Genomic DNA, 25,841 nt, shown 5'->3' with positions numbered 1-25,841 from the left:
TTCTTTCCAATACTAAAAAAATATTAAAGGTTTTATGTCTGAAGAAAGAGTAATAAGAATTAACAAGGTTTTAAGGGAATTAAATATTTCGTTAGATAGAGCTGTGGATTATCTTAAAGATAAGGGAATTGCTATCGATGCAAATCCGAACGCTAAAATATCGGACAAGGAGTATGGTATTCTGCAAAGTCAATTTGCTGGCGATAAAGGGAAAAAGGAAGCTTCTATTGAAGTAGGAGAAGAGAAAAGAAAAGAGAAAGAAGCGCTTCGGGTTGAGAGAGAAAAAGAAATTGAAGAGAAACGCAAACAGGATGAAGAACGTCAAAGACAAGAAGTCATCCGGGCTAAAGCTGTTCTTTCCTCTCCGAAACTTGTAGGAAACATTGATCTGAATCAGCCTAAAAAACCTGCTGTTGCCCCTTCTAAGCAAGACGAAGTAAAGCCAGTTGTTGAATCTGAACCGAAGGTCGAAAAACCTGTTGAGGCGGAAAAGCCACAAATAAAAGAAACGAAAGAAGCTCCGGTTAAGCCAGTGGCAGAACCGAAAGTGGAACAACCTGCAGAGGTAAAAGAGGTGCCGGTACAGCCTGAAGCGAAAGCGAAAGAGGACAAACCAGCTCCAGCTGTAGAGAAAGAAGAAAAAGTTGCTAAAACTGAAAAAGTGGTAAAAGCAGAAACGCCGGTTGCTGAAATAGCTGCTGCTCCAGTGGAAGAAACCATTACGACGCAGTATCAAAAACTTTCTGGGACGACTTTTACTGGTCAGACAATTGACTTGTCGCAGTTCAATAAGCCTAAGAAGAAAAAAGAAGAGCCTAAAATTACGCCGAACAAACCAGGGGCTAATGCTGCTGCAAATGCGAACGCGAATAAAAATAAACGCAAGAGAATTGCGCCGAAACCAGGAGCTCCAAGACCACCAGGTGCAGCAGGGACAGGAACAGGGAATAATCCGAATAAGATTACGCCAAACACTGGAGGTAACAATGCCAACAGAAGTTCACGTCCAGGTTTTGTTAAAGGAAACCGCCCTGCTATTGTTGCAAAAGTGGAGCCTACGGAAGAGGAAGTTAAAAATCAAATTAGAGAGACTTTAGAGAAACTTCAAGGAAAAGGAAGTAAATCTAAAGCGGCTAAATACAGAAGAGACAAGCGTGATACGCACCGTCAGAAATCCGATGATGAACAACGTTTATTGGATGAAGGTAGTAAGACTATCAAGGTTACTGAATTTGTAACCGTTGGTGAGATTGCAATCATGATGGATGTGCCGATTACAAAAGTAATTGGAACGTGTATGTCATTGGGAATCATGGTAACCATGAACCAGCGTCTGGATGCGGAAACGTTGACTATTGTTGCGGATGAATTTGGATATGATGTAGAATTTATTACTACAGATATTGAAGAAGCGATCCAGGTAGTAGAAGACAAACCGGAAGATTTAGTGTTCCGTGCGCCTATTGTTACGGTAATGGGTCACGTTGACCACGGTAAAACCTCTTTATTGGATTATATCCGTAAAGAAAATGTTATCGCTGGTGAGTCAGGAGGTATTACACAGCACATTGGTGCTTATGGGGTAACTCTTGAGAATGGTCAAAAAATTGCATTCCTGGATACACCGGGTCACGAGGCCTTTACGGCGATGCGTGCACGTGGTGCTCAGGTAACGGATATCGCTATTATTGTTGTGGCGGCGGATGATGATATCATGCCACAAACCAAAGAGGCTATCAGCCATGCTCAGGCAGCTAATGTGCCGATTATCTTTGCGATCAATAAAGTAGATAAGCAAACTGCTAATCCGGAAAAAATTAAAGAAAGATTGGCCAGTATGAATTTACTGGTAGAAGACTGGGGTGGAAAAATCCAGTCGCATGATATATCAGCCAAAACAGGTTTGGGAGTTAAGGAATTGTTGGAGAAAGTTTTACTGGAAGCAGAGCTTTTAGATCTTAAAGCGAACCCAAACAAACCGGCGATCGGAACTGTGGTTGAGGCTTTCCTTGATAAAGGTAGAGGGTATATTTCTACGGTTCTTGTTCAGGATGGTACATTACGGGTAGGTGATTATATGCTTGCTGGTAAACATCACGGTAAGATCAAGGCGATGCATGATGAAAGAGGGAATGTGATTAAAATTGCAGGTCCGTCTACACCAATCTCTGTTTTAGGACTTGATGGTGCGTCAACTGCGGGTGATAAGTTCAATGTATTTGAAGACGAAAAAGAAGCAAAACAAATTGCGGCTAAGCGTACTCAATTAATGAGAGAGCAATCTGTTCGTACACAACGACACATTACTTTGGCTGAAATTGGAAGACGTATTGCTTTAGGACAGTTTAAAGAGCTTAATATTATCTTGAAAGGGGATGTGGATGGTTCTGTTGAAGCATTATCTGATTCGTTCTCTAAATTATCAACTGAAGAAATTCAAATTAACATTATCCATAAAGGAGTAGGTGCAATTACCGAAACGGATGTAATGCTTGCTTCTGCTTCAGATGCGATTATTATCGGATTTAATGTGCGCCCTGCAGGTAATGCGAAACAATTGGCGGATAAAGAAGAAATTGATATCCGTAATTACTCGATTATCTATGATGCGATTGACGACCTGAAAGATGCAATGGAAGGAATGCTTTCTCCGGAAATGAAGGAAGAAGTTACCGGTACTGCAGAAATCAGAGAAACATTTAAAATCTCTAAAGTGGGTACGATTGCAGGATGTATGGTTACCGATGGTAAAATATTCAGATCATCAAGAATCAGATTGATCCGTGAAAGTGTAGTCATCTTCACTGGTGAACTGACCGCTTTAAAACGATTTAAAGATGATGTGAAAGAAGTTTCTAAAGGATATGACTGTGGTATTCAAATTAAGAATTACAACGATATTCAGCAGTATGACGTAATCGAAGCTTTCCAGGAAGTTGCGGTGAAGAAAAAACTGAAATAAGATACAGCCTTATGCTGAAAAAGAAGCTGTCTCAAAACTGAGTCAGCTTCTTTTTTTTTAGTTTGTATTTTTATATGCAATTTTGTAAATTTAATCAGTGATAAACAGCTGATTATATATGAGATTCAAACATTATAACCAACAACAAACGATGCTTCTACCTTATTCGTTTGATGATTTAATTCCACATACACATGCGGTTCGAATAGTTGATCAAGTTGTGGAATCCCTTAATATCCAGCCTCTTTTAAAAGCGTACAGTAAAGAAGGTAATCCTGGATATCATCCAAAGATGTTACTCAAAGTGATGTTGTATGCTTATATGACTAATATCTATTCTTCGAGAAAGATAGAACTTGCACTTCGTGAGAATATCAATTTTATGTGGCTTACTTCTATGACTATTGTTGATCATAATACAATTAATAGATTTAGAAGTGATAAACTAAAAGAGAGTTTTAAAGAAATCTTCAAGCAGGTAGTTTTGATGTTGGCCTCAGAAGGACTGGTGAATCTAAAACAAATTTATACCGACGGAACAAAAATAGAAGCTCAGGCCGGCAGGTACACTTTTGTGTGGGGTAAGAGCATAAAAACCAATAAAGCAAAAATGCTCACCCAGTTGGAAGAATTATGGAACTATGCCCAAAGTATCGACAATGAAGATGACCCCAACCCGGAACCAACAGAGTTCAAAGAAATCAGCAAAGAGGTAATTGAGAAAACTGTAGCTAAAATAGATGCCAAACTCTCTGGTAATGAAAAGACCAGTTCTAAAGCAAAAGCTAAATTACGCTACATAAAAAATAATTTTACTTCCAATCTTGAAAAGTATGAAAAGCAAGAAGCTATTCTGGGAGAAAGAAACAGTTACAGCAAAACTGACACCCAGGCTACTTTTATGCGCATGAAAGAAGACCATATGTTAAACGGACAGCTCAAACCAGCTTATAATACTCAAATATCTACACAAAATCAGATCATTGTTCATTATACCATCCACCAAAATCCGACCGATACTAAAACACTCCAGCCTCATTTAGAAAATTTGGAACAAACCTTTGGTAAAAAAGTATTTAAAAAGATAAAAGAAATAACTACTGACGCAGGTTATGGAAGTGAAGAAAACTACGATTATCTGAAACAGAAGAAACTCAAAGCTTTTGTGAAGTATAATACTTTTGAAAAAGAACAAGATCAAAACTACCAAAAGAAACACAAGGCTTTTAGCAAGGAAAATCTCTATTACAATCCAGAAGAAGACTATTATGTATGTCCAATGGGACAAAAAATGCATAAAACATATCAAAACCAGAAAACAACAACTACAGGATACACCCAAACCTTATCGCATTATCAGGCCAAAAACTGTGAAGGCTGTTCACTTCGAGGTCAATGTTTTAAAGCTCAGGGAAACAGAAGCATCGAGCGAAACCACAACCTTGAAAGACATAAACAACAAGCAAGGGAATTACTACTAAGTGAAATAGGAATACAAAGAAGAAAGCAACGCTCTGCCGATGTAGAGTGCAAATTCCGGTTATATTGATCACCCCATTCCGTTTTAAAGTGAGCACCTGATTCCAGTTCAAAATGACCACCTAATTCCGGTGCAAAGTGAGCACCTCCGTTTTGATTAAAAACTATATTTTTTCATCTGTTAATTAGTATTCAAATATAATAAAATATCACTCTTTGTTTATTCCTCTTTTCTTTCTCATGGATTCTCCATGTAATTCAAGCCTATGAGATTGGTGTATAAGTCTGTCTAATATTGCATCGGCTATCGTTTTTTCTCCAATTATATCATACCAGCCTTGAACTGGTATTTGTGATGTCACGATTATAGAGCCGTTATTATGCCTGTCCTCTATGATCTCTAAAAGAGTAATTCGGTTATGGCTGTCAAGTGCCTGGAGTCCAAAATCATCAAGTATTATAACATCCTGTCTTTGTATTTTGGTAAGTTCCCGTAGATAAGTACCATCTGCTTTAGCCATTTTTAGTCTAGCGAACAATTTTGAGGTATTAAAATAACTTACCTTAAAACCCTGTATACAGGCTTGATAACCTAATGCAGTACCTAAATAACTTTTACCGACACCGGTGCTTCCAGTGATTAAAATGTTTTCGTTTTTCTCTATAAATTCGCATTCTGCCAGACGCAGTACCATGTTTCGGTCCAGGTTACGTGATACATCAAAATTGATACTTTCAATATTTGATTTGTAATGGAATTTGGCATTAGTGATACTTCGTTCAATACGACGATTGTACCTTTCATCCCATTCTGCATCAATAATCATCGATACAAACTGGTCAAGGGTATAATGATCTGTTTTCCCGCTTTCAATGGCTGTTTTAAAAGCATTAAACATGCCATAAAGCTTCATTTGTTTCATTTTGGTTACTGTGGATTCATTCATTTTTTCAAGATTTAATTTAGTTATAATAGTGTTTTCCTCTTATGTTACTGTGATCGGGAAGTTCCTGCTCAGGTTCTTGATCAAAATCAATATGATCCAAGTTGTTTTCTAAAATGTTTTGTATGGTCTTAAAATTGTAAATTTTAAAATCAAGTGCCCGCCTGCAGGCATTTATTAATCGCTGTCTGCCTACCTTTTTTTCAAAATTCAGTATTCCTAAACAGCTTTTATAAGCCTGTTCTGGATGATTTCTGCTTTCGATTATCTGCATTATATATTCTCCTACTGACTCATCAATATTATTAGCCCATTCAATGAAGCGGGCAGCACTCCATTGGGCTACAAATTGATGTGTACTGGCTAAATGCTCAGGAGTTGTTGTATAGACATAAGGTTTGTAGTTTCTTGGATGTACAGCTATTCGATTGTATTTATAATAAATCTCTACTGTTGATTTGGTATATAACAGCTTGGCTTTCTTCTTTACATATTGATACGGAACGCTGTAATAGTTTTTGTCCTGGCTTAATTGAACATGACCGTTTTGCATTACTGTTGCAAAAGACTGGTATTTAATTTCAAAACGATCTTGTGGGAGTGGACGCAGTTTTTCTTTCTCGTCTTCTAAAAATAATTCAAAGCGGGAATAAGGGCGTCCTGTCAGTTTTCTGTTATTGTGAGAGTCAAGTAAATCCCAGATCTGCTGGTTTAATTCTTCCAGAGAAAAGAACTTAGTTTCTTTTATGGTTACATAAATCCTTCGATATAATATCTTAACAGCTCCTTCAACTAGTGACTTGTCTCTGGGCCTGTAAGCTCTGGCAGGTAAAATTGTGGTTTCGTAATGTTCTGCTAAATCAGCCAGGGTTTCATTGATTGTCGGTTCAAAACGACTGCTTTTTATTACGGCAGATTTTAAATTATCTGGAACAATGGCGGCAGGAGTGCCTTCAAAAAAGCGCATGGCATTTTCTACCGAGTCAACAAAGTTTTCCTTTTGCTGGCTCATGGAAGCTTCAGCATACGTGTATTGGCTAGCGCCCAATATTGCTACAAAAAATTGTACTTCTTTGACTTCTCCAGTATCTATATCAATAATTGAGAGTGTCTTTCCGGCATAATCAACATACATTTTATCACCAGCCTTATGGTTCATATGCATGACCGGATTAACTCGTTTGCCCCATATATTGTAATGATAATGAAATTGTGAAGTTCGATAACCATCAGGATTTACAGCAATATATTGTTCCCACATATGCTGTACGGTAACGCCAACTTTTTTTAGTTCACGTTCCATTTTAGGAAAAAAATCATAAAGTGTCTGTAATCTCGGGCTAATGGCCTCTACACTAGTCTGGGAGAATAAAAGTTCCAGCTCTGCATCGGTTTTTTGGTCGATTAATTCAAAGCTTAATTCGAGAACTTCAAATAAAGAAATATATTTCTTTACCGTATTTCTTGAAAGGGATAAGTAGCTACTTATAAATAACTTACTCTTTCCATTACAATAGAATTTAATTACTTTTCTAATTTTACTCATGTCTGTTATTTTGTTTGCCATAATCCGTAAATTTTTAACGAATGTATGGTTCTAACAACATGAAAAAATCAATAGTTTTTAATACTTAATTCACCACAAAACTTGGTGGTCAATTTGCTCCGGAATTAGGTGGTCAGTTTGCTCCGGAACGGGTGGTCAATTTACTCCGGAATTAGGTGGTCAAATTGACCGGTTTTTCCAGTAGAGCCTGTATTCGCTCAACTCAAGCATAATAACGGTTTTAGACGGTTTTCTTTAAAAGGACTTCAAAAAGTAGAATTAGAATTCGGATTAATGGCTTTAGGTCACAACTTAAGAAAGAAAATTGCAGCATAAAGGCAATTTTTTACTCCCGTTAAAATCTAGATAGTTAAAATCCAAAATTGTATCAAATAAAAAAACCGTCTCAAAATTTGTTTTGAGACGGCTTCTTTTTTGTGGTCTTTTTTAAGAATTACTTTCTTGCTGTTGGATCAAAAAAAATCCCGAATTTATCGGGATTTTTTTATTTTTTTATTTGTTTGGCTTGATTAAAAGAGCGCCTGGATATTTCTTTTTAAGGTCTAAAAGGTTTCTTTCAGCCTCTAATTTGGTCTTAAAGTTCCCGACCCATACTTTGTAACTTGGCGAGTTAAAGATGATCGTACCGTCCAGCTCTTTAAAGTCTCTTTTAAAGTCTGTAAGGGCTTTTCGGGCCCCGTCATTATCACCGTAGAAGATTTGGATTTTATAGCGGTCATTAACGGTTATAGATGAATTGATTTTGCGCTTTTCTTTGAGTAATTGATCGAATTTGGGGTCTTGTTGTATCGTTATATTGCTTTCCTGTGAATATAAAGCAGTGGATGTGAATGCGATAAATAACAAGGGTAGAAGCGTTTTTGTAGGTCTTAAAATTCTCATAATGAACTGTGTTTTATGCAAATGTACTATTTCTCAAATTAATCAAAATTAAAAATATTATTTAGAATAATTATAAATTGAAAATAAGGCTTAATTAGGTTTTTGAGAATAACTCATAAGTCGTATTTTTGTGGAAGTTTTAAAAAAACGTGTGAAATTTTCTATAATTTTTATATAGAAAAAATCATACCAAATTAGTCGATAACCGTTTTAAATATGAAAAAGGTGGGTAGCCATAATTCGATTTCAAGAATTTTATTATTCAGTTTAGCACTTGTGTTAAATTTCTCAATTGCTTCCTATGCTCAGGGAGCAGCAGCAGAGCCGGTGGCAGCAGTAGCAGCTCCGGGGGGTACAGCAGATCCGGTAAAGGGTAAGGCATTGTTTAATTCCAATTGTGCAGCTTGTCACAAGCTGGATGCAAAATCTACAGGTCCTGCACTTAGGGGAGTTGCTGAAAAACACGATAAAGAGTGGCTTTATAAGTGGATCCACAACAGTAGCGAGATGATTAAGTCTGGTGATGCTGCTGCGGTAAAGCTTTTTGAAGAAAATGGAAAGGCTAACATGACTGCATTTCCACAATTGTCTACTGCTGATATCGATAATATTATAGCGTATACATCAATGGTAGAAGAGAAACCCGCTGCGGTTGCTGCTTTGCCAGGTGCTCAGGGTTCTAATGAAGGTGGTGTTTCGAATCAAATCGTACTGCTTGCTTTAGGTCTTGTGATGGCTATTTTAGTTGTGATGCTGTTTATGGTAAACAGGGTTTTGACAAATATCGCTAAAGCAAATGGTGTGGAAGTGGCTAAAAAAGAGCCAACTACTCCAATCTGGGTAGCATTTGCAAGAAATCAGTTTTTGATTTTGGTTACAGCTATTTTCCTATTGTTAGGTAGTGGGTACTTTGTTTACGGTTACCTGATGCAGGTAGGTGTAGATCAGGGGTATCAGCCAATTCAGCCAATTCACTTCTCTCATAAGATCCATGCTGGGGATAACGGTATTGATTGTAAATACTGTCACTCTTCTGCAAGGGTAAGTAAGACGTCTGGTATTCCTTCTTTGAATGTTTGTATGAACTGTCATAAGAATATTGCCGATTTCCAGGGGGATAAAGACTCTACTTATGTAGATTACTCTAAAGATTACTACACAGGTGAAATCCAGAAACTGTATGATGCAGTAGGATGGGATAAAACCGCTCAGAAATATACTGGAAAATCCAAGCCGGTAAAATGGATCAGAATTCATAATCTTCCTGACTTTGTTTACTTTAATCACTCACAACACGTTTCTGTTGCAGGTTTAGAGTGTCAGACTTGTCACGGTAGTGTTGAAACTATGGAAATTATGGAACAACATTCTCCATTGACAATGGGGTGGTGTATTAATTGTCACCGTGAAACGAATGTAAAAGTGGAAGGTAACGAGTACTACAAGAAAATCCATGAAGAACTTTCTAAGAAATATGGTGTTGACAAATTGACTGCGGCACAAATGGGAGGTTTGGAATGCGGTAAGTGTCACTATTAATCAAATTATTAAGAAGCTAATATTTATATACAATGTCATCAAACAAAAAATACTGGAAAAGTGTTGAAGAACTAAACGATAATAGTTCTATTGTTGAGACGCTTAGAAATAACGAATTTGTTGAAGCAATACCTACTGATGAATTTTTAGGAGATAAAGAAGCATTGGGTGCGTCATCTACAACACGTCGTGACTTTTTGAAGTACGTTGGTTTTAGTACTGCGGCGGCAACTTTAGCATCATGTGAAGGTCCGGTGATGAAGTCGATTCCTTATGTTGTTCAGCCAGAAGAAATTATTCCAGGTGTTGCCGATTTTTATGCAACTACAATTGCAGATGGATTTGATTTTGCTAATATCTTAATCAAAACCAGAGAAGGTCGTCCTATTAAAGTTGAAGCTAATAATTTAGCCGGTTCAAAAATAGCCCCTAATGCAAGGGTTCATGCGTCTGTATTGTCAATGTATGACAGTATGCGTTTGAAAAATCCAAAGATCGCTGGTAAATCAGAATCATGGGATGCGGTTAATGCTAATGTTGCAGCTTCTTTAGCAGAAGCAAAAGCAACAGGAAAACAAATCGTAGTATTAACGAATACCACTGCAAGTCCATCTACAGATAAGCTTATTGCGGAATTCATTGCAAAATATCCAGGTGCTAAGCATGTGGTATATGATGCAGTTTCTTCTTCTGAGGCGTTGGATGCTTTCCAGGAAGTTTACGGAGAGCGTGCTTTAGTAGATTACGATTTTGGTAAAGCAGCTACTATTGTTTCAGTAGGTGCCGATTTCCTTGGAGACTGGCAAGGTGGTGGATTTGATTGTAATTATGGTAAAGGCAGAGTTCCGAAAAACGGAAAAATGTCCCGTCATATTCAATTTGAATCAAACATGTCTTTAACGGGTGCAAATGCTGACAAGCGTTATCCAATGACTGTTACAGATCAAAAATTAGCCTTAGCAAAAATTTACGGCATTGTTACTGGTAATGCAGTAGCTGTTGGTAAATTTGCCAATGAGGAAGCGGTAAATAATGCTGCCGCCCAATTGAAAGCTGCGGGAAGTAAAGGAGTTTTAGTTTCTGGTCTTCAGGATAAAAACGCTCAGCTTTTAGTGTTGGCAATCAATCAGGCTTTGGGTAGTGAGGCTTTCAATACTACTCAGACAAGACAAATAAGAAAAGGTAACAGTGCTCAGGTGCTGGAATTACTAAACGATATTAAAGCAGGAAATGTACATACACTTATTATGAGTGGTGTAAATCCTGTGTATACTTTGCCAAACGGTAAAGAATTCGGTGAAGCGCTGAAAAAAGTTAAAACCAGTGTAACATTCTCTTTAAAAGAAGATGAGACCGTTTTAGCTTCTACTATTGCAGCTGCTGCACCACACTATTTAGAATCATGGGGCGATGTTACCATCGTGAAAGGGCATTATAGCCTTATGCAGCCTACGATTCGTCCTTTATTTGAGACCAAACAATTTCAGGAAGCTTTATTGACCTGGGCAGGAAACTCAACTTCCTACTATGATTACCTGAAAGGGTACTGGAATGCTTCAGTGCTTTCAGGAAAAACATGGAACCAGGCAGTACATGACGGTTTCTTCGTAGGTACGGTTTCTGGTGGTGGAGCTGGGTCAGTTGCAGGTATTGCAGCGGCAGCTACAGCATTAAGCCAGTCTAAACCAGCAGGAGCTTTAGAGCTTGTTTTGTATACTAAAACTGGTATGGGTGATGGTCAGCAGGCTAACAACCCATGGTTACAGGAGTTTCCGGATCCTATTACAAGAGTATCCTGGGATAACTACCTGACCATTTCCAGAGTTGATGCTGACAATTTAGGATTGAAAAACTACAATGTTGCTAATGGTGGTTTGAACGGAAGTTATGTAACGCTTGAAGTTGGAGGGACTAAACTTGAAAAAGTGCCTGTAATCATTCAGCCGGGACAAGCTAAAGGGACTGTAGGTCTTGCTTTAGGATACGGACGTAAAGCGGCCTTGAAAACAGAAATGCAGGTAGGTGTTAATGCTTACTCATTATACAAAGATTTTAATGGCGTTCAGGCTGTGAAAATCACGAAAGAATCCGGATCTGATCATGAATTTGCCTGCGTACAGCTGCAAAGAACCCTGATGGGAAGAGGTGATATCGTGAAAGAAACAACACTGAATATCTTCAATACAAAAGATGCAGAAATCTGGAACCCAGTTCCAATGGTATCTCTGGATCACAAAGAAACACCTTCTACAAAAGTGGACTTATGGACGGAATTTGACCGTTCTGTAGGGCATCACTTTAACTTGTCAATCGACTTGAACTCTTGTACAGGTTGTGGTGCGTGCGTTATCGCCTGCCATGCTGAAAACAACGTTCCTGTAGTTGGTAAGTCAGAGGTAAGAAGAAGCCGTGATATGCACTGGTTGCGTATTGACAGGTATTATTCTTCTGAAGAGACATTCGAAGGCGATGGTATTACTAAGGATAAGGCATCAGGATTAATGAATTCTATCGATACTTTCCAGGGTCTTGAGCATCCTTCTGATAACCCTCAGGTGGCATTCCAACCGGTAATGTGTCAGCACTGTAACCACGCACCTTGTGAAACGGTATGTCCTGTGGCTGCAACTTCTCACGGTCGTCAGGGACAAAACCATATGGCGTATAACCGTTGTGTAGGTACCCGTTACTGTGCAAATAACTGTCCTTATAAAGTACGTCGTTTCAACTGGTTCCTTTACAACAAAAACAGTGAATTCGATTATCATATGAACGATGATTTAGGTCGTATGGTATTGAATCCAGATGTAGTTGTTCGTTCCAGAGGGGTTATGGAAAAATGTTCTTTCTGTATCCAGTCTACTCAGGCAGTAATCTTAAAAGCGAAACGCGAAGGCAGAGTAGTGGCTAAAGATGAGTTTAACAACGCTTGTGCATGTTCAGCAGCTTGTAGCAGTGGTGCTATGGTCTTTGGAGATGTTAACGATAAAGAAAGCGAAGTAGCGCAACTGGTAGAGGATGATAGAATGTATCATTTATTAGAGCACATTGGAACAAAACCAAATGTATTCTACCACGTTAAAGTAAGAAATACCTAGTCAATTAATAATAATAAGTAACAATATAAAGGATTATGTCGTCTCACTACGAAGCACCCATTAGAAAACCTTTAGTTATTGGTGATAAATCTTATCACGATATAACAGTAGATGTAGCCCGACCTGTAGAAGGTAGGGCCAATAAGCAATGGTGGATTGTATTTTCAATTGCTTTAACCGCTTTCCTGTGGGGAGTCGGTTGTATTATATATACTGTGTCTACAGGTATTGGTACATGGGGATTAAATAAAACAGTCGGATGGGCCTGGGATATCACCAACTTCGTTTGGTGGGTTGGTATCGGTCACGCAGGAACATTGATTTCAGCAGTACTTTTATTATTCCGTCAAAAATGGAGAATGGCCATTAACCGTTCTGCAGAAGCAATGACCATTTTCTCTGTAGTTCAGGCAGGTTTGTTCCCGGTATTCCACATGGGTCGCCCATGGTTAGCCTACTGGGTACTTCCAATCCCGAATCAATTTGGTTCCTTATGGGTGAATTTCAACTCCCCATTACTTTGGGACGTATTTGCAATTTCAACGTATCTTTCTGTATCGCTGGTTTTCTGGTGGACTGGTTTGCTTCCTGATTTTGCAATGCTTAGAGACAGGGCAATTACACCTTTTACAAAAAGAGTTTATTCTACATTAAGTTTCGGATGGAGCGGTAGAGCAAAAGACTGGCAGCGTTTTGAAGAAGTATCTTTGGTACTGGCCGGTTTAGCAACACCTTTAGTACTTTCAGTACACACCATCGTATCTTTTGACTTTGCTACTTCCGTAATTCCGGGATGGCATACTACAATTCTTCCTCCATATTTCGTGGCAGGAGCGATCTTCTCCGGATTTGCAATGGTAAATACCCTGCTGATCATTATGAGAAAGGTCTCTAATCTTGAAGACTATATTACTGTACAGCATATCGAATTGATGAACATCGTAATCATGATTACAGGTTCTATCGTAGGTACTGCTTATATCACAGAACTTTTCGTAGCCTGGTATTCCGGAGTGGAATATGAGCAATACGCTTTCCTTAACAGAGCAACCGGACCTTACTGGTGGTCGTACTGGTTAATGATGACTTGTAACGTTTTCTCTCCACAGTTCATGTGGTCTAAGAAATTAAGAACAAGTATCATGTTCTCTTTCATCATCTCTATTGTTGTAAACATTGGTATGTGGTTCGAGCGTTTCGTAATTATCGTAACTTCATTACACAGGGATTACCTTCCGTCTTCTTGGACTATGTTCCAGCCGACGTTTGTGGATATCGGTTTCTATATCGGTACTATTGGATTCTTCTTTGTATTGTTTTTATTATATTCAAGAACATTCCCTGTAATTGCACAGGCCGAGGTTAAGACTATATTAAAAGGTTCAGGGGAAAACTATAAAAAATTAAGAGAAGAACATAATCATTCAGATCATGAGTAACAAAGTTATATATGCTATTTATAATGATGACGATGTCCTGATGGACGCTGTTAAACAGACCCGTGCTGCACATCATCACATTGAGGAGGTATTTACACCTTTCCCGGTTCACGGATTGGATAAAGCAATGGGGTTAGCCCCAACAAGAATTGCCATTTGTGCTTTTCTTTACGGACTGGTAGGTTTGTCAGTTGCAACTGCGCTGATGAATTATGTAATGATCGAAGACTGGCCACAGGATATTGGTGGTAAGCCAAGTTTCAGTTACATCCAGAATATGCCGGCTTTCGTTCCAATTATGTTTGAGTTGACTGTATTTTTTGCAGCCCACCTTATGGTTATCACTTTTTATATGAGAAGTAGATTATGGCCATTTAAAACAGCGGAGAACCCGGATGTAAGAACAACGGATGATCACTTCTTAATGGAAGTGGCAGTACATGGTAACGAAGATGAAATGGTAACATTTTTCCAAAATACCGGTGCAGTTGAAGTTAAAGTAATTGAAAAGCATTAAAAAACAGATATGAAAAGCTTATATAAAATAGCCCTATTGGTATGTTTATCAGCAGTAGTTACTTCTTGCTTTGATAAATCAAAACCAAACTATCAGTATTTTCCGAATATGTACGAATCGGTAGGGTATGAAACCTACTCTGAGTCCAAAGCATTCGCTAATGGAAAAGAAGGTCAGCTGCCTGCAGAGGGGTCAATCCCAAGAGGATTTGAACCGTATGACTATCCTAACACTACGGAAGGGTATAATGCTGCTAAAGCCAACTCAAAATCACCATTAGATTCTCTTTCTTATGATGCCCCTAAAGCTGCTGCGCTTTTCACAGTTTACTGTGCAATCTGCCACGGTGATAAAGGTGATGGTAAAGGAAAATTAGTCCAGAGAGAAAAATTCCTTGGAGTTCCGAGTTATGCCGACAGAGATATTACTGTTGGTAGTGTTTTTCATGTTGCAACGTATGGTTTAAATGCTATGGGTTCTCATGCAAATCAGCTGAACGCTCACGAACGTTGGCAGGTAGCAACATATGTGATGGAGCTAAAAGGAAAATTATAATTGTAGAACACACTGATTTATTTAGATATGTACACATTTTCAAGCAAATTAAAAACATTTTCTTTCATCCTGATGGCTCTCGGCGTTTTAGGAATTGGATATGGTTTTTGGACTGCACCTAAAAATACACAAGATGTAGAGAAGATTTTAGCCGCAGAAGAGCAACATCATGGAGGGCATGCTACTGCTGAAGCAGGACATGAACCACACCACGAAGCTGCAACTGCTGTTGAAGCGCCTCATGGAACAGAACAAAACGCTGTAGTTCCAGCTGCAACCGATGCTACAACAACTGCTGCTGCCTTTCCGGCTGCAGACTCAGTACATGCCGTAGCAGAAGTGCCACAGCATGATGTTCATGCCGATGCAGACAAACACACCGTTTCAGAAGCGGATCACCACAAAGAGCATGAAGAACATTTGGAGCATGTATTGCACCAATTGCAAAACAAGCCTTGGGCTGCCTTATATGTAGCATGTATCTTTTTTATGTTAATCGCTCTTGGAGTATTGGCATTCTATGCGATCCAATATGCTGCTCAGGCAGGATGGTCTCCAGTATTATTCAGAGTAATGGAAGGGATTACAAGTTACCTGCTTCCAGGTTCTGTAATATTCTTTATCCTATTATTGTTATGCGGTTTCCACTTCAACCACCTATTTGTGTGGATGGATCCGGAAGTAGTAAAAGTAGATCGATTGATCCAGGGAAAATCAGGTTACCTGAACGTACCTTTCTTCCTGATCAGAGCTGCAATATTCCTGATTGGTTGGAACTTATACAGACACTATTCCCGAAAATATTCACTATTGCAGGATGGTGCCAATGATGATTTGTACTACAAGAAATCCTTTAAAGCTTCGGCGGCATTCTTAGTATTCTTTATCGTTTCTGAATCTATTATGTCCTGGGACTGGATCATGTCTGTTGACCCACACTGGTACAGTACATTATTTGGATGGTATGTATTTGCAAGTTTCTTTGTAAGTGGGATCACCGTAATTGCATTCTTTACTTTATACTTAAAATCTAAAGGGCATTTAGAATATGTAAACACAAGCCACTTCCATGATTTAGCGAAATTCATGTTCGGTATCAGTATTTTCTGGACGTACCTTTGGTTTTCACAATTCATGTTGATCTGGTATGCTGATATTCCGGAAGAGGTAACCTACTTCGTAACGCGAATTGAGCATTATAACCTGCCTTTCTTCGGAATGGTTGCCATGAACTTCCTGTTCCCTGTATTGTTATTATTAAATACCGATTTCAAGAGAATTCCATGGTTGATCGTAATGGCCGGTACTGTAATTTTATGTGGACATTATTTAGACTTCTTCAATATGATCATGCCTGCAACTGTTGGTGACAGATGGTTTATCGGAGTCTCTGAAATAGGATCAGTACTATTCTTTTTAGGATTATTCATCTTTGTTGCTTTTACAGCATTGACGAAAGAATCGCTTTTAGCAAAAAGAAATCCATTTATAGGAGAAAGTAAACATTTTCATTACTAATATTTAAAGTAAATACAGATGACAAGTTTGTTGGTTATTATAGTTTTAGTTTTATTAGCCATTGCTGTATGGCAGATGACTAAAATATTCGATTTGACGCAGATTGGCGCTTCCAGAAGAAATAATTCCGGTGTGGCAAATGATGCGGATAACAATGTCCAGGGATACCTCATGTTCGGCTTTTTAGCGTTCATGTATATCTTTATGATCTATGGCCTATTCAAATGGGGACACTTAGTTTTGGGTACTCCGGCTTCCGAGCACGGTACCGATGTGGACAACCTGATGACCATTTCTATGGTATTGATCTTCATCGTCCAGTTTCTTACACAGGCATTATTATTTTACTTCTCTTATAAATACAGAGGTAAAGAAGGAAACACCGCATTATATTTTGCGGATAATGATAAATTAGAGTTCATCTGGACTATTATCCCGGTAATTGTTTTGGCTGTATTAATCCTTTACGGATTGTATGCATGGACCAACATCATGTTCGTTGATGAAGACGAAGATGTAATTTATGTAGAAATCTACGGAAAACAGTTCAGCTGGGAAGCTCGTTATGCTGGAGAAGATAATGTATTAGGGAAAGCCAACGTACGTTATATCGAAGGAATCAACACTATGGGTGTTGACGCTGCTGACCCGTATGCACAGGATGATAAAGTAGTAAGTGAACTTCACATTCCTAAAGGTAAAAAAGTAGTGTTCAAAATGCGTTCTCAGGACGTTTTACACTCTGCTTATATGCCACACTTTAGAGCACAGATGAACGTAGTGCCAGGTATGGTGACGCAATTTGCTTTCACACCAACCGTTACTACTGCTGAAATGCGTGAAGATGAAGAGATGGTGAAAAAAGTAGCAAACATCAACAAGATCCGTGCTAAGAAAAGTGCAGAGCTTGTGGCCAAAGGTCAAACGGCTTTAGATCCGTATACTTTTGATTATTTACTGCTTTGTAATAAAATTTGTGGTGCTTCGCACTATAACATGCAAATGAAAGTGGTGGTAGACACTCCGGCTGATTTCAAAAAATGGCTGGCAGAAAAACCTACTTTAGGTAAAGTGCTCAAAGAAGAAGCTGATGCTAAAAACGCAAAAGATACTACTGCGGTTGTAGCACAGGTTATACAGAAATAATTATATCTTTAATACTTATAAATTAAGAATATGTCAGCAGTAGCTCACGATCACGATCTTTCACACGATCACGAACAAGAACATCACCATAAAGATACATTTATCAGTAAATATATCTTTAGTTATGATCATAAAATGATCTCCAAACAATACCTGATCACCGCTTTGGTTATGGGTATTATTGGGATTGGAATGTCGTTGCTTTTCAGGATTCAATTGGCATGGCCGGAAGAATCTTTTAAAGTTTTCCAAATCTTCTTAGGAGACAAAATGGCTCCGGGTGGTGTAATGAAAAATGACGCTTATCTGGCGTTGGTAACCATACACGGTACCATCATGGTATTCTTTGTATTGACACAAGGATTAAGTGGTACATTTAGTAACCTACTTATTCCCCTTCAGATTGGAGCAAGGGATATGGCATCAGGTTTCATGAACATGCTTTCGTTCTGGATGTTCTTCCTGTCGTCTGTAATCATGATCAGTTCCTTATTTGTAGAGTCAGGCCCTGCTTCTGCAGGATGGACAATTTATCCTCCTTTGAGTGCATTGCCACAGGCAATTCCAGGTTCTGGGATGGGTATGACACTATGGTTGGTTTCTATGGCTATCTTTATCGCATCTTCTGCAATGGGATCCCTGAACTACGTAGTAACCGTTCTTAACCTGCGTACAAAAGGTATGACAATGACCCGTCTTCCTTTAACAATATGGACATTCTTCATTACTGCTGTAATTGGTATTGTATCGTTCCCGGTATTATTATCTGCTGCATTATTATTGATCTTTGACAGAAGTTTCGGTACTTCATTCTTCTTATCGGATATCTTTATTTCTGGTGAAGTTTTACACAACCAGGGAGGTTCCCCGGTATTATTCGAACACTTATTCTGGTTCTTAGGACACCCTGAAGTATATATTGTAATCTTACCTGCAATGGGTATCGTTTCTGAAGTTATGGCTACGAATTCCCGTAAACCAATTTTCGGTTACAGAGCGATGATTACTTCTATCCTTGCTATTGCATTCTTATCGACTATCGTATGGGGTCACCATATGTTCGTTTCCGGTATGAATCCATTCCTTGGATCTGTATTTACATTTACAACATTATTGATCGCTATCCCGTCTGCGGTAAAAGCTTTCAACTGGATCACGACACTTTGGAAAGGTAACCTGCAGCTTAACCCTGCTATGCTTTTCTCTATCGGGATGGTATCTACATTCATCAGTGGTGGTTTGACAGGGATTATCCTTGGAGACAGTACACTGGATATTAATGTACACGATACGTATTTCGTAATCGCTCACTTCCACCTTGTAATGGGTATATCTGCTCTTTACGGTATGTTTGCCGGAATCTATCACTGGTTCCCAAAAATGTTCGGAAGAATGTTAAACAAAAACTTAGGGTACATTCACTTCTGGGTAACGGCAATATGTGCTTACGGAGTATTCTTCCCAATGCACTTTATCGGTATGGCAGGTCTTCCAAGACGTTACTATACCAATACCAACTTCCCATTATTTGATGACTTGCAGGATGTAAACGTTCTGATTACAATGTTCGCATTGATCGGTGCTGCATTCCAATTGGTTTTCTTATGGAACTTTATCTACAGTATTTTCTACGGACAAAAAGCAACGCAGAATCCATGGAAATCCAATACCTTAGAATGGACTACTCCAGTAGAACATATCCACGGTAACTGGCCTGGAGAGATTCCTGAAGTGCACAGATGGCCTTACGATTACAGTAAGCCAGGGCATGAACTGGATTACGTTCCTCAGACGGTTCCAATGAAAGAAGGTGAAGAAGTTTTAAATCACTAAGATTCAGTATCATATTATATAAAAAAAGGCCTTTCCAATTCGGAAAGGCCTTTTTTTATACCTGTTAGTATAGGGCTTCGTTATAGCTTCTCTGCTTTTGGATTGTATGGTTTCATTTGCCACGCCTTCTACGCTTCTTGCCACGCCTTCTACGCGAGACTGGTCGAAATTTTGTGTAAACAGTTATTAGTGTTTAATATTACACCTTTCTCCAAATATGACCAAGAACTGATTCATGATTAATCCCCAGCTTGGTATTGCATTTATCCAGCTTTTTTCACAATTTTGTATTGCTAAATAGACTGATTTCTTGACGCTTTTTTCATCTGGGAACTGCACTTTTGTTTTGGTATATTTTCTAATTCCCCTGTTTAAGTTTTCTATTGTATTTGTGGTGTACATTATTTTCCTGATTTCAGCAGGATAGGCCAAAAAAGGCATGAGATTTTCCCAATTCTTTTCCCAGGAGCAAACGGCATATTTATATTTTGCTTCCCAGTTTTTTTTAAATTCAGCCAGAGCTAAAACGGCTTCTTCCTGATTTATTGCAGTATATACTTCTTTCATTGCACTGCAAAATGCTTTTCTATCCTTAACTACTACAAACTTAAGGCTATTCCTTATTTGATGAACAATGCAAAGCTGGGATTCTGTATTTGGAAAAACACCTCTGATAGCTTTTGTAAATCCGGTAAGGTTATCTGTACAGGCAATGAGAATATCCTTTACTCCACGAGATTTTATGTCAGAGAGTACAGTCATCCAAAATGAAGCCGACTCTTCTTTATTTAGCCACATTCCTAATACTTCTTTCTTACCATCTGTTTTTAGTCCGATTACAATGTAAATTGCATGGTTTTCATATTTCCCATCTGTTCTTACTTTCATATGCACAGCATCCATCCAAACAATCAGATACTGTGGTTCTAAAGCCCTTTTAGTCCATAAATCAACATCAGCCAGTATTCTATCAGAGATGGTCGAAATCGTGGACTCACTTACTGATATCCCATAAACTTCTTTAACTTGTTCTACAATATCACTACGGGTCATTCCACGACTGTACATTCCTAAAATAGCATCTTCAATCTTTTCACTCATCGATTGGCCTTTTCCGATGACCTGAGGCTCGAATTCACCATTTCTATCCCGGGGAATAGCCAGGACCATATTGCCCAAAGTCTCTGATTTTATATTCTTTGAGAAAGAACCATTACGGCTATTGCCTGTATTGTATCCGTCAATATTATGCTTCTCATATCCCAGATGAGCATCCAATTCTCCCTGGAGTAGTTGTTCAATGCCTTGTTTATACAGGTCTTGAAAAAAAGTATGGAAGTCTTCTTTGTTTTTAAATTGCTTTGCAAAATCTTTGGGTAATTTACCATCTTCGATCATAATCCGCTCTTTTTAAATTATTTAAATGTAGTTCTTTTAAATTCTATACTTAATGATCTGTTGTTTTTTGGCTAAGCCTTAAAATCTCAAATCAAATTAAAATCAATTTCTACGTTTACACAATCTAACGACTACTCCCCCTTTTGCGCCTTCTACGCTTCTTGTCACGCCTTCTTTGCTTCTTGTCGCGCCTTCTTTGCTCCTGGTCACGCACTCTTTGCTTCTTGTCACGCCTTCTTTACTCCTGGTCGCGCACTCTTTGCTTCTTGTCGCACCATCTTTACATCATAACCCACGTTTTGCTTGTACAATACAGGAATGCAGTAAACAGGGTTTAGGAGAAAAAAAAATCCCGTGATATCATGGATATCACGGGAATCTATACTGTTTGTAAGAGGTTGTTTTTTATCTTATCAGGACTTGTCGCCCTTCGGTTTGGTAAGGTAGTAGACCGGTATGCCCATCAGCATGATCAATACACCCCAGCCACAGGTCGAAAACTTAGTGAAGAGTAGTGAAATACATATAGCACTTGCCAGTACAATATAAACCATCGGTAGGAAAGGATAGCCGAAAGCTTTGTAAGGACGTTCCACATCCGGCATTTTACGGCGTAATATAAAAATCCCATAAATCGTCAGGATATAAAAGATCAGGACGATGATGATGACAAAATCCAGCAGGGCATTGTATTTTCCGGTAAGGCATAGGGCAGAAGCCCAAATGCACTGCATCCATAAAGCCCAGGAAGGAACACTGGCGTGGTTCAGTAAGGCTGCTTTTTTGAAGAATAAGCCATCTTTAGCCATAGTATAATACACACGTGCCCCGGCCATAATTAATCCGTTATTACAGGCAAAAGTTGAAACCATGATCATAATAGCAATGATAAGGGTCCCGATGTTCCCGAAAATATAATTGGAAGCCACGACAGCTACCCGGTCAGATTTTGCAAAAGCAATCTCTTCGAGCGGGATAACGGCGATATACATCACATTGGCCAATACATAAATAATACTAACGATAAATGTTCCCAGGAAAAGGCTCAGGCCCACGTTACGCTGTGGATTCTTGATCTCTCCAGCGATAAAGGTAACCCCTACCCAGGCATCACTGGAAAAAAGGGAGCCTACCATCGCGGCGGAGATTCCGGTAATAAGTGCCGTACCGCTAATTGGAAGCCAGGAACCGGAGGCACTGTCAAAAGTGCGTGTAGTCCAGGCATTGGTCCAGTTGGCATCCCAGGTTTCAGCTTTGGCAGCCAGTAAAAGCCCAAAAACAATCAGGCCTAATAGGGACGCTATTTTAATGATAGTGAGTACGGTTTGTAACATCTTGCCGTTTTTTACGCCACGGCTGTTGATGTAGGTGAGGATGATAATGGTACAAATAGAGACCAGCTGTGCTGCATTGAGTTGGAACCAACCGATGTCCCAAAGGATGTTCTCATCACTTACCGGCGGGTATAAATAGGCGGCAAATTTGGAAAAGGCAACTCCAACAGCTGCGATCGTCCCCGTTTGTATCACCGCAAAGAAACTCCAGCCGTACAAGAAGGCAATGAGTTTGTTGTAAGCGATTTTCAGGTACACATATTGTCCGCCAGCTTTGGGAAACATCGAGCTCAGTTCGCCATAACTGACTGCCGCAATTACGGTGATGAGTCCCGAGAGGAGCCATATCAATAAGAGCCATCCGGCAGAGCCTACCTGGCGGGTAATATCGGCACTGACAATAAATATTCCGGATCCAATCATGGAACCTACCACAAGCATGGTACCGTCCAACAGGCCTAATTCTCTTTTTAGATTTTCATTTTCAGGGTTTTCTTGCATAAACGAAGGAGTTAATGGTACAGGTAATTGCCTGCATGCGTTACAGTTGTTTTATTGTTGGTGTTAAAGATATTAAAAAAATGATACGGTAAACACAGGAGTGGGGTTGCATGCGATTTTACCTAAATTTACTTACCTTTAGCTTTCATTAAAGCCTACACCCTATGAGTTCTACTTATGAAAATACCCCGTTTAAAATAAATAAAGCAGCACAACAGTTTGAAATGGAAGTGGAAGGTGCTACCGCTTTTATCGAATTTTCGACGAAAGACGATAAAGTCTACCTGACCCACACCGAAGTACCGGAAGCCTTAAATGGTAAAGGGATTGGTAGTGCGATAGTCAAAAAAACACTGGAATACATCAAAGACAATCACCTTACAGTAGTGCCATCCTGTTCCTTTGTAGCACACTATATCGATACACATCCCGAATGGCACTCCCTGCTATCTGAAGGATACCAAATGTAATTTTAAAACAAAAAAGATGAACGATAGATATCCTGAAACCGAACTGGTGCTGAATGAAAGCCAAAAAAGATTTGAACTTACCGTAGCAAACGAAGTTGCTTATATCGAATACATACTCACTACTGAAAACGTGATGTACCTGACCCATACCGAAGTTCCGGTAGCCCTGGAAGGTAAAGGCGTAGGCGGGAGTATTGTTTTTAAAACACTAAATTATATCAAAGAGAAAGGCTACACCCTGGCACCGTTATGTCCTTTTGTGGCGGCTTACCTGAAAAAGCATCCCGAATGGCAGTCGTTGCTGGCAAAAGGATACCACGTCTAAAAGAGGGCGCTATTTTGTCTTTCTGATTTTTTCTTTTGTGAGGCATCTTTAAGTATCTTTGCAGCTATGAATGAAAATTTAAATCCGACAAACGAAAATTACAATTCCGACGAACTGGATCTGGAGAAAAAATTAAGGCCGCTGAGTTTTGATGATTTTGCAGGCCAGGACCAGGTACTCGATAATCTGAAAGTTTTTGTGGAAGCCGCGAACCAAAGGGGCGAAGCCCTGGACCATACGCTGTTTCACGGACCTCCCGGATTGGGTAAAACCACATTGGCCAATATCCTGGCGAATGAGTTGGGGGTAGGTATTAAAATCACTTCCGGCCCGGTGTTGGACAAGCCTGGTGATCTCGCCGGACTACTGACCAACCTGGAAGAGCGCGATGTGCTTTTTATCGATGAAATCCATCGACTGAGTCCTATTGTAGAAGAATACCTGTATTCTGCTATGGAGGATTTTAAGATTGATATTATGATCGAATCCGGCCCTAATGCACGTACGGTACAAATTAACCTGAATCCCTTTACGCTGGTTGGGGCGACAACACGTTCCGGATTGCTTACCGCACCGATGCGGGCACGTTTTGGAATTTCCAGCCGTTTACAATATTATACCACAGAATTGCTAACGACCATTGTAGAACGCAGTTCTGCGATACTCAAAATGCCCATTTCGATGGAAGCGGCGATAGAAATCGCAGGCCGAAGCCGGGGTACGCCAAGGATTGCCAACGCATTATTGCGCCGGGTACGTGACTTTGCCCAGATTAAAGGCAATGGTACCATCGATATCGAGATTGCGCGTTTTTCATTGAAAGCCCTGCATGTCGATGCCCATGGACTGGATGAGATGGATAATAAAATCCTGACGACTATTATTGATAAGTTCAAAGGTGGCCCGGTAGGATTATCCACCTTGGCTACGGCAGTATCCGAAAGCAGTGAAACCATTGAAGAGGTCTACGAGCCTTTCCTGATCCAGGAAGGTTTTATCATGCGTACGCCAAGAGGCCGTGAAGTAACCGAAAAAGCATATACGCATTTGGGTAAAATAAAAATGAATGTTCAGGGCGGATTGTTTTAATCCGGTCTGGAAAACACAATCCGGTACACACTTTAGTGTAGCCCTGGATTTTCTACACGATACGGATCAAATCATTCGACAATCAGATGATTTCCAATAAAGAAAAACATACAGCATTTATTAAATCCGAGGCCCTTCGCCTCGGATTTATGTCTTGTGGCATCTCCAAAGCAGGTTTCCTGGAAACGGAAGCGCCAAGGCTTGAAAACTGGCTGAAGGAGAATCGCAACGGGCAGATGGCCTACATGGAAAACCACTTTGACAAGCGCCTCGATCCCACACTGCTGGTGGAAGGCTCAAAAAGCGTGATCTCCCTGTTGCTGAATTATTACCCAACGGAAACCCAGCAGGACGACAGCTTCAAGATTTCCAAATATGCTTACGGGCAGGATTACCATTTTGTCATTAAAGAAAAGTTGAAAGAGTTGGTTTTTTCCATAGAATCCACTATTGGAGCGGTGGAAGGCCGTGCTTTTGTCGATTCGGCACCAGTGCTGGATAAAGCCTGGGCAGCTAAGAGTGGCCTGGGGTGGATCGGTAAAAACAGCAACCTGTTGTCCAAAAAAGCCGGATCTTTCTTTTTTATCGCAGAACTTATTGTAGACCTGGACTTGGAGTACGACCATGCGGTAACCGACCATTGCGGATCGTGTACCAAATGTATCGATGCCTGTCCCACTCAGGCGATTATCGCTCCCTATCAGGTAGATGGCAGTAAATGTATTTCGTATTTTACCATCGAACTCAAAGAGAATATTCCCCAGGAAATGAAAGGCAGGTTTGACGACTGGGTATTTGGTTGTGATGTATGCCAGGATGTATGTCCGTGGAACCGGTTTTCCAAACCCCACAGTGAACCGCTTTTTGATCCCAATCCGGAATTGCTCTCCCTGACAAAATCCGACTGGGCAGAAATTACCCGGGATGTATTTCAGGATATTTTCAAAAAATCCCCAGTGAAACGTGCAAAATTTGAAGGGCTACAACGTAATATTGAATTCCTGAAAGAATAATACTGCTTTTTACTAACACTGCTAAAAAAGCTCTTTTTTAGAAGATAATGCGTAAAACAATGCGAAAAAAAGAATATATGACGAGATACTATTCTTTTTTACCGGTATTTTAATCAGATATTAAAATTATAGTTTGCTAATCTGTAAATAGTGCAAATCTTGGGCAATAAATAAAAGAAATACTATAATTGTTTCCCAGTTGGCTTGAGACTTTTACCTTTGCAGCCTAAGA

Annotated in this window: 19 protein-coding genes and 1 pseudogene; 15 read left to right on the top strand and 5 right to left on the bottom strand. The window is 39.5% G+C overall.

Going from position 1 to position 25,841, the window contains the following annotated elements; all coding sequences use genetic code 11:
* The first annotated feature begins 34 nt into the window (after positions 1–34).
* Together infB and FK004_RS01835 are read left to right on the top strand one after the other, a co-directional pair.
* Complete coding sequence (gene infB, locus FK004_RS01840; RefSeq protein WP_108735707.1) at positions 35–2,962, top strand: translation initiation factor IF-2; 2,928 nt, start codon at positions 35–37, stop codon at positions 2,960–2,962.
* 118 nt (positions 2,963–3,080) lie between these two features.
* Positions 3,081–4,511: an IS1182 family transposase gene (locus FK004_RS01835; protein WP_108735706.1), complete on the top strand. Its 1,431-nt coding sequence runs from the start codon at positions 3,081–3,083 to the stop codon at positions 4,509–4,511.
* Positions 4,512–4,650: 139 nt separating this feature from the next.
* On the opposite strand, the gene istB is transcribed toward FK004_RS01835, so the two are convergent.
* Together istB and istA are read right to left on the bottom strand one after the other, a co-directional pair.
* A complete protein-coding gene (gene istB / locus FK004_RS01830; protein ID WP_056251131.1) occupies positions 4,651–5,388 on the bottom strand; it encodes an IS21-like element helper ATPase IstB in 738 nt (245 codons plus the stop codon).
* Between the two features lie 16 nt (positions 5,389–5,404).
* Positions 5,405–6,952: an IS21 family transposase gene (istA, locus tag FK004_RS01825; protein ID WP_108735486.1), complete on the bottom strand. Its 1,548-nt coding sequence runs from the start codon at positions 6,950–6,952 to the stop codon at positions 5,405–5,407.
* 192 nt (positions 6,953–7,144) lie between these two features.
* Here istA and FK004_RS19655 point away from each other — a divergent pair.
* Positions 7,145–7,267: pseudogene (locus tag FK004_RS19655) on the top strand (transposase); the annotation flags it as partial.
* A gap of 177 nt (positions 7,268–7,444) precedes the next feature.
* On the opposite strand, the gene FK004_RS01815 reads toward FK004_RS19655, so the two are convergent.
* A complete protein-coding gene (locus tag FK004_RS01815) occupies positions 7,445–7,834 on the bottom strand; it encodes an SPOR domain-containing protein (RefSeq protein WP_108735705.1) in 390 nt (129 codons plus the stop codon).
* Between the two features lie 216 nt (positions 7,835–8,050).
* Here FK004_RS01815 and FK004_RS01810 point away from each other — a divergent pair, with 216 nt between their 5' ends.
* Genes FK004_RS01810 through FK004_RS01775 form a run of 8 tightly spaced genes read left to right on the top strand, consistent with a single transcriptional unit; the run spans position 8,051 to position 19,479 of the window.
* Positions 8,051–9,373, top strand: a complete 1,323-nt coding sequence (locus tag FK004_RS01810; RefSeq protein WP_108735704.1) for a cytochrome c3 family protein — start codon at positions 8,051–8,053, stop codon at positions 9,371–9,373.
* A 32-nt stretch (positions 9,374–9,405) separates the two neighbouring features.
* Complete coding sequence (locus tag FK004_RS01805; protein ID WP_108735703.1) at positions 9,406–12,471, top strand: TAT-variant-translocated molybdopterin oxidoreductase; 3,066 nt, start codon at positions 9,406–9,408, stop codon at positions 12,469–12,471.
* A 35-nt stretch (positions 12,472–12,506) separates the two neighbouring features.
* Positions 12,507–13,910 (top strand): NrfD/PsrC family molybdoenzyme membrane anchor subunit, encoded by a 1,404-nt coding sequence (gene nrfD / locus FK004_RS01800; protein ID WP_108735702.1) that lies wholly within the window; start codon positions 12,507–12,509, stop codon positions 13,908–13,910.
* Positions 13,903–14,427 carry a DUF3341 domain-containing protein gene (locus FK004_RS01795; RefSeq protein ID WP_108735701.1) on the top strand — a complete coding sequence of 175 codons (525 nt, stop codon included), beginning with the start codon at positions 13,903–13,905 and terminating at the stop codon, positions 14,425–14,427. Before nrfD ends, FK004_RS01795 begins: the two co-directional genes overlap by 8 nt.
* Positions 14,428–14,436: 9 nt before the next feature.
* On the top strand, positions 14,437–14,982 hold the full coding sequence (locus FK004_RS01790) for a c-type cytochrome (protein WP_108735700.1): 546 nt from the start codon (positions 14,437–14,439) through the stop codon (positions 14,980–14,982).
* 27 nt (positions 14,983–15,009) lie between these two features.
* The gene (locus FK004_RS01785; RefSeq protein WP_108735699.1) at positions 15,010–16,500 is read left to right on the top strand and encodes a quinol:cytochrome C oxidoreductase; all 1,491 of its coding nucleotides are present in this window, start codon (positions 15,010–15,012) and stop codon (positions 16,498–16,500) included.
* An 18-nt stretch (positions 16,501–16,518) separates the two neighbouring features.
* A complete protein-coding gene (locus tag FK004_RS01780) occupies positions 16,519–17,646 on the top strand; it encodes a cytochrome c oxidase subunit II (protein WP_108735698.1) in 1,128 nt (375 codons plus the stop codon).
* Positions 17,647–17,676: 30 nt separating this feature from the next.
* Positions 17,677–19,479: a cytochrome c oxidase subunit I gene (locus FK004_RS01775; protein WP_108735697.1), complete on the top strand. Its 1,803-nt coding sequence runs from the start codon at positions 17,677–17,679 to the stop codon at positions 19,477–19,479.
* Between the two features lie 186 nt (positions 19,480–19,665).
* Here the strand turns inward: FK004_RS01775 and FK004_RS01770 are convergent, their stop codons facing one another.
* Positions 19,666–20,877 (bottom strand): IS256 family transposase, encoded by a 1,212-nt coding sequence (locus FK004_RS01770; protein ID WP_108735429.1) that lies wholly within the window; start codon positions 20,875–20,877, stop codon positions 19,666–19,668.
* Positions 20,878–21,290: 413 nt separating this feature from the next.
* Positions 21,291–22,712: an APC family permease gene (locus tag FK004_RS01765; protein WP_108735696.1), complete on the bottom strand. Its 1,422-nt coding sequence runs from the start codon at positions 22,710–22,712 to the stop codon at positions 21,291–21,293.
* A gap of 164 nt (positions 22,713–22,876) precedes the next feature.
* Between FK004_RS01765 and FK004_RS01760 the strand changes: the two genes are divergently transcribed.
* From FK004_RS01760 to queG, 4 genes are all read left to right on the top strand, one after another.
* On the top strand, positions 22,877–23,182 hold the full coding sequence (locus tag FK004_RS01760; RefSeq protein WP_108735695.1) for a GNAT family N-acetyltransferase: 306 nt from the start codon (positions 22,877–22,879) through the stop codon (positions 23,180–23,182).
* A 16-nt stretch (positions 23,183–23,198) separates the two neighbouring features.
* Positions 23,199–23,507, top strand: a complete 309-nt coding sequence (locus tag FK004_RS01755) for a GNAT family N-acetyltransferase (protein WP_108735694.1) — start codon at positions 23,199–23,201, stop codon at positions 23,505–23,507.
* 66 nt (positions 23,508–23,573) lie between these two features.
* Positions 23,574–24,596 carry a Holliday junction branch migration DNA helicase RuvB gene (gene ruvB, locus FK004_RS01750; protein ID WP_108735693.1) on the top strand — a complete coding sequence of 341 codons (1,023 nt, stop codon included), beginning with the start codon at positions 23,574–23,576 and terminating at the stop codon, positions 24,594–24,596.
* An 86-nt stretch (positions 24,597–24,682) separates the two neighbouring features.
* Positions 24,683–25,609: a tRNA epoxyqueuosine(34) reductase QueG gene (gene queG, locus FK004_RS01745; protein ID WP_108735692.1), complete on the top strand. Its 927-nt coding sequence runs from the start codon at positions 24,683–24,685 to the stop codon at positions 25,607–25,609.
* Positions 25,610–25,841: the final 232 nt, after the last annotated feature.

This window comes from Flavobacterium kingsejongi, from assembly GCF_003076475.1.
In the GTDB taxonomy this organism is placed as follows: Bacteria; Bacteroidota; Bacteroidia; order Flavobacteriales; family Flavobacteriaceae; genus Flavobacterium; species Flavobacterium kingsejongi.
The sequence above is the reverse complement of the archived record's forward strand: the minus strand, read 5'-3'. Positions and strand labels throughout refer to the sequence as shown.